Source organism: Vibrio sp. 10N.222.55.A1, assembly GCF_041473835.1.
Lineage (GTDB): Bacteria > Pseudomonadota > Gammaproteobacteria > Enterobacterales > Vibrionaceae > Vibrio > Vibrio crassostreae_C.
Window position 1 is genome coordinate 13,865 of record NZ_JBFRSX010000012.1, and the last position, 11,816, is coordinate 25,680.

The 11,816-nt window shown below is 41.6% G+C and carries 11 protein-coding genes and 1 pseudogene; 8 read left to right on the forward strand and 4 right to left on the reverse strand.

The window, feature by feature from the left end:
- Window positions 1-3 precede the first annotated feature (3 nt).
- From AB4493_RS03415 to rmf, 4 genes are all read left to right on the forward strand, one after another.
- On the forward strand, window positions 4-264 hold the full coding sequence (locus AB4493_RS03415; protein ID WP_019823251.1) for a glutaredoxin family protein: 261 nt from the start codon (window positions 4-6) through the stop codon (window positions 262-264).
- Window positions 242-2,158, forward strand: coding sequence for an ABC transporter ATP-binding protein (locus tag AB4493_RS03420; RefSeq protein WP_017068914.1), 1,917 nt, complete (start codon window positions 242-244; stop codon window positions 2,156-2,158). Before AB4493_RS03415 ends, AB4493_RS03420 begins: the two co-directional genes overlap by 23 nt.
- Window positions 2,159-2,167: 9 nt before the next feature.
- A complete protein-coding gene (locus AB4493_RS03425) occupies window positions 2,168-3,904 on the forward strand; it encodes a DUF3466 family protein (RefSeq protein WP_372082593.1) in 1,737 nt (578 codons plus the stop codon).
- A 161-nt stretch (window positions 3,905-4,065) separates the two neighbouring features.
- Window positions 4,066-4,239 carry a ribosome modulation factor gene (gene rmf / locus AB4493_RS03430; protein WP_017059676.1) on the forward strand — a complete coding sequence of 58 codons (174 nt, stop codon included), beginning with the start codon at window positions 4,066-4,068 and terminating at the stop codon, window positions 4,237-4,239.
- A 252-nt stretch (window positions 4,240-4,491) separates the two neighbouring features.
- Here rmf and fabA read toward each other — a convergent pair whose 3' ends face one another.
- The gene (gene fabA / locus AB4493_RS03435) at window positions 4,492-5,007 is read right to left on the reverse strand and encodes a bifunctional 3-hydroxydecanoyl-ACP dehydratase/trans-2-decenoyl-ACP isomerase (RefSeq protein ID WP_017059675.1); all 516 of its coding nucleotides are present in this window, start codon (window positions 5,005-5,007) and stop codon (window positions 4,492-4,494) included.
- Window positions 5,008-5,077: 70 nt separating this feature from the next.
- On the reverse strand, window positions 5,078-6,730 hold the full coding sequence (locus AB4493_RS03440) for a Lon protease family protein (RefSeq protein WP_017066880.1): 1,653 nt from the start codon (window positions 6,728-6,730) through the stop codon (window positions 5,078-5,080).
- A 189-nt stretch (window positions 6,731-6,919) separates the two neighbouring features.
- On the opposite strand from AB4493_RS03440, the gene matP reads away from it, so the two are divergent.
- The 4 genes from matP to AB4493_RS03460 all read left to right on the forward strand — a co-directional run bounded on the left by matP (window position 6,920) and on the right by AB4493_RS03460 (window position 9,489).
- The gene (gene matP, locus AB4493_RS03445) at window positions 6,920-7,375 is read left to right on the forward strand and encodes a macrodomain Ter protein MatP (protein ID WP_010440786.1); all 456 of its coding nucleotides are present in this window, start codon (window positions 6,920-6,922) and stop codon (window positions 7,373-7,375) included.
- A 23-nt stretch (window positions 7,376-7,398) separates the two neighbouring features.
- Window positions 7,399-7,707: a DUF3634 family protein gene (locus AB4493_RS03450; RefSeq protein ID WP_372126218.1), complete on the forward strand. Its 309-nt coding sequence runs from the start codon at window positions 7,399-7,401 to the stop codon at window positions 7,705-7,707.
- Between the two features lie 105 nt (window positions 7,708-7,812).
- Window positions 7,813-8,124, forward strand: coding sequence for a hypothetical protein (locus AB4493_RS03455; RefSeq protein ID WP_017059671.1), 312 nt, complete (start codon window positions 7,813-7,815; stop codon window positions 8,122-8,124).
- 144 nt (window positions 8,125-8,268) lie between these two features.
- On the forward strand, window positions 8,269-9,489 hold the full coding sequence (locus AB4493_RS03460; RefSeq protein ID WP_017066879.1) for a hypothetical protein: 1,221 nt from the start codon (window positions 8,269-8,271) through the stop codon (window positions 9,487-9,489).
- A 100-nt stretch (window positions 9,490-9,589) separates the two neighbouring features.
- Here the strand turns inward: AB4493_RS03460 and AB4493_RS03465 are convergent.
- Window positions 9,590-10,192: pseudogene (locus AB4493_RS03465) on the reverse strand (DUF2971 domain-containing protein).
- A gap of 446 nt (window positions 10,193-10,638) precedes the next feature.
- Window positions 10,639-11,313 (reverse strand): hypothetical protein, encoded by a 675-nt coding sequence (locus AB4493_RS03470; RefSeq protein ID WP_108100428.1) that lies wholly within the window; start codon window positions 11,311-11,313, stop codon window positions 10,639-10,641.
- Window positions 11,314-11,816 lie beyond the last annotated feature (503 nt).

Consider the following 11,816-nt stretch of genomic DNA (forward strand, 5'->3'; position numbering starts at 1 on the left):
ATAGTGCTGACTCTCTACAGTACAGAAGGGTGCCATCTATGTGAGATGGCATTCCAACTCACGGAACAGTTAAACATTAGCCATCACGTCAACGTTGTTGACATTGCATTTGATGATGAGCTCTTTTCCCGTTACGGGGTCACTATTCCGGTGCTCAAATTTGAAAGCTCTGACCTTTCTCAAAGCTCAGAGCTTAACTGGCCATTTGGCTTGTTAGAACTTAATGATTGGTTAAAGAAGAATGGCATTACTTACAATTCATAATGGGCAATTAGCGTTTGGTGATCACCCATTATTAGATCGTGCGGACTTCGTGCTGCAAGAAAACGAACGTGTATGTTTAGTAGGGCGCAATGGCGCTGGTAAGTCGACATTGATGAAAATCCTATCTGGAAACATCATCATGGACGACGGTAAGATGCAAATCACGCAAGATGTGGTTGTGTCTCGTCTAGAACAAGATCCACCGCGTAATGAACAAGGTACAGTTTATGACTATGTTGCTGGTGGCCTTGCTGAAATCGGCGAACAGCTGAAGATCTATCATGATCTTCTGGATCTCATCGCGACAGACCCAAGTGAAAAGAATCTAAACCGCCTTACTCGCGTTCAAGAACAACTGGATCATGCTAATGCATGGCGTTTTGAAGATCGTGTAAGTAACGTATTGGCAGCACTTAAGCTGACTGCTGAAACCAAACTGACAGATTTGTCTGGTGGTTGGCAACGTAAAGCGGCACTTGCTCGTGCGCTTGTATGTGACCCTGACGTGCTTCTACTCGACGAACCGACTAACCACTTGGATGTTGCAACCATTGAATGGTTAGAGGGCTTCCTGAAAGACTTCCGCGGTTCAATCATCTTTATCTCGCATGACCGTGCGTTCATTAAATCGATGGCAACACGTATTGTCGATCTTGATCGCGGTAAATTGAGCTCTTTCCCGGGCGATTACGAAAATTACCTTGTTGAGAAAGAAGAGGCGCTTCGTGTTGAAGAAATGCAAAACGCTGAATTCGATAAGAAGCTTGCTCAAGAGGAAGTTTGGATTCGTCAGGGCATCAAAGCTCGTCGTACTCGTAACGAAGGCCGTGTTCGTGCGCTTAAGAAGCTACGTGAAGAACGTTTGAACCGTCGTGAAGTGCAGGGCAAAGCGATTATCCAAATCGACGATGGCCAGCGTTCAGGCAAGATTGTATTTGAAGCTGAGAATCTTAACTTTGGCTTTGAAGGCAAAGAAATTGTTAAGGACTTCAGCTTCAACATCATGCGTGGCGATCGTATCGCTCTGATTGGTCCTAACGGTTGTGGTAAGAGTACGGTACTTAAGCTGCTTCTTGACCAGCTTAAGCCTGATTCAGGTCGTTTGCATTGTGGTACTAAGCTTGAAGTCGCTTACTTTGACCAATACCGCGAAATTCTAGACCCTGAGAAGTCTGTAATTGATAACCTCGCGGATGGTAAGCAAGAAGTGACCGTAGGTGGCCGTGAGCGTCATGCTCTAAGCTACTTACAAGATTTCTTATTCTCTCCAAAACGTGCTCGCACTCCTGTTAAAGCACTATCTGGTGGTGAGAAAAACCGTCTGTTATTGGCGCGTATTTTCCTTAAGTCGAACAACTTGTTGATTCTCGATGAGCCAACCAACGATCTAGATATCGAAACTTTGGAACTTTTAGAAGATTTGCTTGCCAACTATCAGGGTACGCTGCTTTTAGTGAGTCACGATCGTCAGTTTGTTGATAACACAGTGATGACAAGTTGGATCTTTGAGGGTAATGGCGTTATTGAAGAATTTGTTGGTGGTTACCACGATGCTCAGCAGCAAAGAAAGCAAGCATTAGAGTACCGACAGGTTGAAAAGCCATCAAAGCCTGAGAAAGTAGTTGAGGAAACTCCCAAAACTGCGCCAGTTAAGGCTAAACCTAAGAAGTTATCGTATAAGCTACAACGAGAACTAGAAGCGCTACCAATGCGTTTAGAAGAATTGGAAACTCAAATTGAAACTCTTCAGGAAGAAGTCAACGATCCAAGCTTCTTTTCAAAATCTGTAGAGCAGACACAACCAGTATTAGATAAGCTATCTGCAGCAGAGCAGGAGCTTGAAGTTGCTTTTGAGCGCTGGGAAGAGCTCGAGGCACTACAACAGGAAAGTTAAGAAGTAATAATGACTTGTACTAAATTTAAATTAACAACAGTTGCAGCATTAGTTTTTGCTGCAACTAATGCCAATGCTGCGCTTTACAAGGTCGTTGAAGTCACTCCTTCAATTACAGGTGCCTCTGAAATCTATGGTGTGGCGATTCAACCTGGTGTTGCGACAGACGGAACGAATGAGCTTGCGTTAGGTTGCTTCGATTCAGCTGCAACCAACTGTACCGATAGTGCATTTAAACTTGCTGGTGAGACTCGCGATACGCTTGAAGCGGTAAGTTATCGTGAAGAAGTACCATTCGCAATGGATGCACCATTTCAGTACATTCAAGAGCGTGATGATTTCGAAAACTATTGTTATCGAGAGCTGAGATATTCTACATGTGAAAGTTGGGCTGAAAACCGTTGGAATGACACTTGGAGTAAGGAAAGAAATGACCTTACTCATGTCAATGCGAAAGCCTTTGTTGAAGGTGGCGAAACCTTTGATAGCCGCAATACGGTAATTAACTCGCTTTATATAAACGATGCCGATGAAGTTGAGCCTTTGGGGGTTAAATCTGAAGGTGGTATTCGTAATAACGCGATGTTCACAACTACACCAAATGGGCCAACAGGCACTTCGGAAACTCGTGCATGGCACGCTATCAAAGCAAGTAACGACAAAGTTTACAATGTAGGTAGTGTATCTACGGAAGGAGCTAAAACGGATACGTCAGATACAACGTTTAGTTCAAAGGCGGCTATTTGGGATGGCACAATAACGAAAGAGATCGACTGGATTAGATCTGGTAACGCTCAACAGGGCGATTATTTTGCCCAAGGCAGCATGCGTTCAATTGTTGAATCGGACTCTCTTTTTTATGGTGTAGGCTATAATACTGCTGATGGAAACGGCGATCTACAAGATATGAATGCAAGTGTCTTTGTGAGTACTTCACTCGATCTCGCTACGGCAACGTGGACAACTACACAAATTAGCGGTGCAGAGGTTAAGTCTGGTTCATCTAACGATGATGCTAGATACAGTAACTCAGTAGCAACCGATATTAACGACAACTTGTTTGCAGTTGGATATTCAAAACGTAACGGTTATGTTCCTGAAAATGGTAGTGCCGGTAATAAGCCTTTTATTGTAACGGATGCTAAAAACCCAACAGCAACGTATTTGTCTGGCGGTATCTTCTTCAGTGGCTCAAGCGGTGAAGCTAAAGCGGTAAATAATTACAATGAACTTGTTGGCCAGATCGATGCGGAAACGACGCGTGAAGTCGATGGCAGCGAAAGAAGACATAGAGGCTTTATTTACCCTTACGATCTCCCGTCTTCAACTGATGAACGCCGTGTTGATATTTTTGGTGGTAAAGCATGGTGGTTAGATGACTTAACAAATGATGGTGATGCGTCTAGTCACAATAACCAATTTAGAATCATTGATGCGACGGATATCAATGATGCTGGCGTGATTTCAGCAACGGCTATCAAATGTACAGTCGACGGTAATGATAAGCCTTATGACACAACATCACACAACTCATACTGTGGTGGTGCCTCATCTAACGCAGTCGAAAAGGTTGTAGCTGTTAAGCTTATCCCAATCAAGGGAGCAAGGTATGACACTGGCTCTGACATTGATAGCGTAGTAACTCGTAGCACCGACACCGAGAAAGTTGAGCGCCAAGGTGGTAGCCTAGGTTGGTTAACTTTGACTGTGCTTGGTCTATTAGGGTTCCGCAGAAAATTTAAATAATTTTATCTCTTGAGCCCGAGTTCACAATTCTGAACTCGGGCTTTTTTTCGCCTTGAGAAAAGTGAAAATTTGACCGATTCTTAAAGTTGGAGTCACAAAAACTCCGTAAAGTTGTAATCATTGTATGTTAGTAAATGGAACACCCGTATGAGGACTGCACTATGAAGAGACAAAAGCGTGATCGACTAGAACGAGCACAATCTCAAGGCTACAAGGCTGGTTTAAATGGACGGTCGCAAGAAGCTTGCCCATATAGCCAAATGGATTCTCGGTCTTATTGGTTAGGTGGATGGCGTGACGCCAAAGATGACAAGCAATCAGGTCTCTATAAGTAGATAGGGCGTAAAGAATTCAAGGTCAGGGCTCCATTGTCTGTTGATTACAACGGCTGGAGCCTTGTTAGTTTCAGACGAGTGATAAGCTCCCCAGAGCTATAAAGTATTATAGTTTCGCTATCATAAGCGTATCGCTGGTGGATTTATCCTGTTTCAAGCTTAATACGGGATACTTTAATGCACTATAACTAAATTTATTGGAACGAAAATAAAGCAGCCATGGGCTGCTTTACTAAAAATCTAACTATTAGATTAGAATGCTGACGTATCTTGGAAAAGGCCAACTTTCAAATCTTTAGCAACGTAGATCTCTTTACCATCAACAAGTACGCGACCATCCGCAAGGCCCATAACTAGACGACGGTTAACAACACGCTTCATGTGGATCTCGTAAGTTACTTTTTTCGCTGTAGGCAGAATTTGACCAGTGAATTTCACTTCGCCAACCCCTAGAGCACGACCTTTACCTTCGCCGCCAACCCAACCAAGGTAGAAACCAACCAGCTGCCACATTGCGTCAAGGCCTAGACAACCAGGCATTACAGGGTCACCTGGGAAGTGACAATCGAAGAACCATAGGTCAGGAGTAATATCCAGCTCAGCAAGAACTAAACCTTTACCGTAATCACCTTCAGTTTCAGACATCTTAGTGATGCGATCCATCATTAGCATGTTCGGTGCTGGTAGTTGAGGGCCTTGTGGCCATAGTTCGCCTTGGCTTGATGCTAGAAGCTCTTCGCGAGTGTAAGAATCACGTTTGTTTTGCATTATCAATTACTCCGATTTTTGATAGGTGCATATTAGTGAACAGGTGTACGCTAAACAAGTCCGATCAGTACTAGACAAACCAGTTTTTAATGCGTCCAACGATTCCAATAGGGTGCTCATGTCTTTCAAAGTTTTCAATACGTTCCGCGATTTTACTCAGAACGCTTTCTTGTTCATCGTCTCTAAATGGTTTGTTCATAATGAGAGGAATTGCTTCGTCTACATTAGACACAGACCAAATATGGAATTCTTCATTCTTAATGCTTTCAATAAGGTCAGGCTTTAGTGCAAGATGCCTTAAGTTCGATCTTGGAAGGATCACACCTTGTTCGCCTGTTAAGCCGTTGTGCTTACACACATGGTAGAAGCCTTCGATTTTCTCGTTTAGCCCGCCAACAGCTTGCACACGTCCAAATTGGTCAACTGCACCTGTAACCGCAATTTGTTGATTGATAGGGTATTCAGACAAAGCACTAACCAGAGAACACAACTCCGCAAGAGAAGCACTATCGCCATCTACTTCGCAGTAAGACTGCTCAAATACTACGGAAGCTGCGTATGGTAATGGATCTTCAAGGTTTAGTGCGCTGCTCACAAATGCTTGCATGATCATCATGCCTTTAGCATGAAGATTACCACCCAGCTCGGCTTTGCGCTCAACATCGGCAATATCACCATCACCAAAGTGAATAACACAGGAAATTCGTGCAGGTTCACCATACGATATTGGGTGCCCCGGTACATCGATGACCGTCAATCCATTAACTTGACCAACTTGTTCACCTTCAGTTTCGATAATGACTTGGCCATCACGAATATCATCAAGGGCGCGTTCTGGTAGATAAGATTCACGGTTGTATTTGTGCTGTTGAGCTTGCTGGATATGGTGAATATCAATCTCACCATTGTCGGCTTCAATCAAAGCTTCGTTCAATAACGCGTTGTGCCAAATAGGGCACAGTGGGATATAGCTTTGATCTTCGGTTTCTCTTGCTCCGGCAGTAAGAATGCCAGTCAACGCTTGTTGCGTGATGTTTGGTAATTCATAGCGTTGTTGAAGCCACTTAAGGTAACCAAGATATTGAGTCAGAGTGTCTTCTGAGAGCTTAATGTCCTGTTCAATTTCGCTGAATAGGCAAAAACCGGTTTGAATATCGCTGTCTAGGTAATCAAGGTCACCTAGTTGAGCTCTGTCTCCAACTACAATTAACTTAATATTGTAAGTAAGAGGTAAGGTTGGCGACTGATTCAAGTGTTCAGGGTTACTGCTGATAGGCTCTACAGCTTCACCAAGCAGCGCAGATTTAAGCAGTAACCAGCTTCCTGGGTTTGCCAAGATCAGGTTTGCTGAAACGATCAGATAACCGTTGTTTGCTCTAGCCAGTAGGCCAGGTTTTGTCGCAATAACCTTACCGTCTTTCGATTGAACTTGGTCAAATAGAGAGGCAGCATTTAAAGACTCAGTTTTGATAACCGGCAGAGTGTGATCATCTAAAGCAGTGACTAGAGATTCAACAATCATTTGACGATAGATTGAATTGTCCGGAGCATTTACCAGTAAAACGCGCGAAAGGTTAGACAAGCGAACAAAGCGGGTTAGCGCATCTTTGAATCTATGTTGAATATCTGAAAACGGGAAAGGCGAGATGTCAGGGAATTGCTCTAATTGAGCGCTATATTCGTCGTACTGAGGCGTAACATGTCGCCAATCTACTTGAGTCATTTAAGTTTCTGATTATGATAATGAGGTAGGGAGTATATAGAAAAACCGATCTCGCTTGTAGCTCTATGTGGTAGTTACTAATCACTAAGCTAATATAAGTATGATCTTGGTCTATTCTTTCAAGACAATAATTGTGAAATAACCCATTCTGGGTTACGCTGTCACTAGGATTAACTCTCGAGATTAGACATGAAATATCAGCAACTTGAAAACTTGGAATGTGGTTGGAAATGGAACTATCTGGTCAAAAAGTGGAAAGAAGGTGAATCGATTACTTGCCATATTGATTCAAGTGAAGCTGACGTTGCTGTTCAAGCCTTATTGAAGCTGGAACACCAGCCTACGGGTGTTCTTGAGTGGATCTCTAACAACATGTCTCCTGAGCTCGATAACAAGCTTAAACAAGCGATCAGAGCTAAGCGAAAACGCCACTTCAATGCTGAACAAGTTCATACAAAGAAGAAATCAATCGACCTTGATTACCGTGTATGGGAAAAGCTATCTCAACGTGCGAACGAGCTAGGTTGTACGCTCTCAGATGCCATCGAGTATTTGGTTAGCGAAGCGTCTCGTAGTGAGCAGGCCAGCAAGACGGTGACTAGCCTCAAAGAAGACTTAAGCAAGCTCCTTTCTGACGATAAATAACCATCAACAGTAGTGGTGACATTATGATGTACGTAATCTTAATCGGTGCGGTATTAGTTTTTTGGTTAGTAGCAGTCGATCGACCGGTATTGAAAATTAAATTTAGCGACGGGGCGATCGAACAAGTTAAAGGGCATCTTCCACCGAGCTTTAAGCACAACCTTCAAGAGATTGGTCATAACAATATCTTTAAAGGCGAGCTAAAAGTGTATGCAAAACGTTCTGGTTACAATCTCAAGTTCACTAAAGATGTTCCTAAAAACGTACAGCAACGTATTCGTAACGTGTTCCCGCATAATGGTTTTAAGTCTAAAGGCTCAAAGAAAGCGTAATCGTTGAGAGTTACGCGTTAGCTGGTCAATCCTCATACTAAGTTAATCCTTCATTTCTCTTAAATCTCCGCATACTGTTCTCACCCTCAACAAAGAGAGAGCAGTATGAGATATCTAGTATTACTATTATGTTTTTTATCCCCAGTCGCTTTTCCCGACGATGCATTGGTTAATCCTGTAGCTAAAAAGATAAAAGTCACCGTCATGAAAGGGCTCAACAAGAGTAATGTTGATTTCGAGGGTTATTGCGATCTGATGATTGAGATGAAGCACTCTAAAGGTTATGCAAGAATCAAAAAGGTGAGAACGTCTGGAGATAGTAAAGTTTGCAAGCAGGCGAAAAAACACCTACCGACGAAGAAAAGGTTCAAATACAGCTTTCCAGAAAAGTATATCCGGCTACATATCACACACTAGCCACTCTCAACGCACTATAACTAAATATCCTTAATTTTATTGAAACAATTTCGTGAACCAATCTCTAATTTCTATTAATATTAGTTTTGTTATAAAGGCAGGATATGCCGATACAAGAGCATTTACGGCAAAGGAAAGTCACGGTTGTTGTTAGCAAATAAAAGTTATACCCCTGAAGTAGTTGAGATCTCAAGGAAGGTCTCAATCAATGTTGAAGCTCGCTTTAATCGATGGTTAATCTCACCTGAATATAAGCTCGCACAATCTACAGTAGACACGTTACTAAGTTTGGAAAATAGGTATTGTGATAGTGTCATATTTGATGAATCTGACCGCATATCTCACAATCAACGTATTTTATTGCGCTGCGAGCAGGATAGAGTCAATGCTCATCGTGAAAAAGTCGACGCGAAGCAACAAACCTTACGATACGTTATCGATGATGTCAGCAATGCCGCTTCTGCGCTAATGCTTGAGAAGCTTCAAGGTACCTTAATAAGTTCGTTGTTTTCAGACTTACCCGATTACAATCAGTTCGCTAGTGTTGCGTATTCGCCATCTTTAAACTTTTCCAAACTCCATGAAATATCCGCGAAAAGTAGGCCATTGAGCTCAAGTTTAATCGAGTTTGTTTCCAATCAAGAGTTTGCAGATAAATATGGAAAGAAATCTAAGGTAATTCTCGATCCAAAAGTTGCAGCACGACAAATAGGAATAGAAAATTGTCGTTTATTGTTCCCATTGTTAATGAGTCAACAGCTGATTAAGTGGAATGATGGCAACATTAAACACATCACACCTAAGGTTTGGCAACACTTGGTCGTGACGTCAAATGCGACTCGAATTCGACTTCAAGAAACGTCGGTTAAAGATCCTAACGTAGGCATTTTACTTGGTGTGTTGAGAGTTCTGCCTTTGTTTTTAATTTGTAACCACTTTTCTTCAACGTTTGAAGACGCATTGGTAAAAACGATGCTTGGTTATCGTGAAGCAAGTGACAAGCATGACGAATATTATGCTTGTACTGAGGTGATGCCAAACACACAGTTTCTTGAATCAATGGTCGAGCAGCTAGAGCTTAAGCTACTAAAAAACCTCGTTGAATTTATAGATTGGAGCCCTGGAAATCAGTTCATCAAGAGGGCACTTCTAGAGGAAGTGAATGACATTCCAGTACTTGAGCGAACGGTTTATGGTGCAGCTTTGGCTCAAGGTAGAAAATATTCTGTTTTCGAGGCGTTAGATAATAGTGAACTATTTAACGTTAAGCACCGACCTTATTGGTTTTCAACTGTTCAAATGTCTATCGCGACGATTGAGCAGATGCAAGATAAAGGATTGGGAAAGCTTACGGTGAACATGTAATAAAAAGAGAGAGTCTCATTAATGTCGCTCTCTTTTTTGTTGCGCTGTAACTTTATGTGAATGTCTTGTTTTGGCGCTAAACAGTAGGATTACACTCTACTTAACTGACCACTTCGAAGGTAAACGACTCTTGCTTTGCTATTGCGTGTTTAACAGGGATACCAAGGCGCTGGCAAGTCATCAGAACTTTCAATTTCCTGTCGGCAGGAGCGTGCTCTGACAGAATCACCGAGCTTAGGCACTCTCTATTAAGGTAGAGTTTATTTCCGATCATCTCGTCATCAGGTAATACCCAGCGGTATTCCTTTTCATAACGCCAATTAGAATGCTTAATTTTGAATATCTCAGCTCCCAGTCTTGATGTTTGTAAACCTCTTAGCGATGCCGGGCGGAACATATTCGGTTCGTCTTCATACTGGACTTCAAAACAGTTGAGATTGGCCTAGCCGTTATAGCAGTTGAGATCATACTCGATACACATGCCTTTAAAGTTGTCACCATACTGCGACCATAGTATTGGGTGGTCGTTCGACTGAGAGAAACACATGATCTTAAAGTTTTGTTGAAGCTCTTTGTTGAATACGTGGTTAGATTCAAAAGGGTTATTAAAAGTTTTAGCGTAATCAAACCACAACGAACACTCGGAAATAGATTGTATGTTTCTGTCGTGGAGCGATCTGAACTTATAAAGTTTAGGCAACATATCAAACACCTAGTTTACAAAATTGCCTGATGTTAACACTTTAATTTATTTTTAAGGATTGAATGCATAGCATTTGATTGCTTAATCACCAAATTTATTCATATAACTGTTTGATAGATCAAAATTTAAACACGAAATAGTAGCCTGTTAAAGTGGTTTATTTTGCATAAAGGCTAAGCTTTCAAGTTGTAGCTTTTTAGGAAGATACAACGTAACTTGTTGGATTGCTCGGAAGTTTTAACAACTCCTTCTTGAGGCTGAAACTAGCTACAGCCCAGAAAGGCCAAAAATTGATGGCATACGGCCTTACCAATGAGAGTGCGATAGTGTGTTTAACGCTTTATCTAGCGATGACGTAAGTCGATTGGTCTGACACGTCTGTTGATGCAATGCCGAAGTGCGCTAACGGACAATTGATTTAGGTGTCAGTGTTTTATCTGAAGATATTAATGCCACAGCGTTTGCCCTTTTAAGTGTGAAGGATCACGCGGTAACTTACGTAATGTGAATTCATCTCTGAGATAAGATTTAGCGAAGTTCTTTCGCTTCTTTCCCAATGCTGGCAAGTCGCCTAACACTTTAACAATACCTTTAACTTCCAGTGAATCAAAACTATAGCCTTGATCAAGAAGGAGCTCCAATACTGGATAGAGCTTTTTATATACCCGAGTTGCTTCAGCTTTTGAATCTCGTCTTACTTTTCTCTTCGCCTGCAATGAATCGAGTAGAGAGAGCCTTCCCAACATGCCAAGTATATTGGATACATTAATTATGACGTTCGTAACGTAGATACTTAGAACGAGTTCGATGCAAAAGATAACGTAGTACTCAGTAATAAATATTTGGTCACTGTACAGGATGACCGGGTAAACATTCTCTAAGATCGTCATGCCAACAAAACTAACACCGATCAAGATTCGATAATTAGAACTGATAACGTCCACATTAGTGAATCGTAAGAACAAACAAATAATGGCAACGTATGTGATAAACGCAGAAACAAAGGAGATGACTTGCTCACCAGTACTCGCCACCATTAGGTCAACATTAAAGAAAGTAGATCCAATGATTAGTAGTGCGCATAAGATAATTGCTTGCTTTTGGTCATTGTTTGTTTGCAAAATTTTGGCTCCGATTTAATACAGCGACGGAGTATAGATGAAACTTGCAACTACTTTTATATCATTGATTTAAAATGGTTATTTTGACTGCCTGATTGGTGGTATTGATTGGTTCATTGAATCGAGAAACCGTGTTTTTGATAGGACTCGTTCTTTGCTACATAAAAATAAATGCTCATACCAACTCTATCAGGAGGGCTTAAGCTAACTTGACGGCCACAAACGTCCATTGTAATAAGCATCCGGATAATTCCTAAGCAGACCAATATAGGTAAGCTTAGGAGGACATTTTAATCTAGCTCAAAAGTGACATTACTATCTGGGGCTTACATATTAACTGCGTATTATGTGTATTATGTTAAATGGTGTTTGGTATTTATAAGGCAGGTATCTTTGTGCGATGCCCTGCCTCTTGTTTATCTACCAAATCGATGTTCTATTTAACAGTAAGGCTATTTACCATAAAATACCTAATAAACATATTTCCTAATCTTCGATTAAGA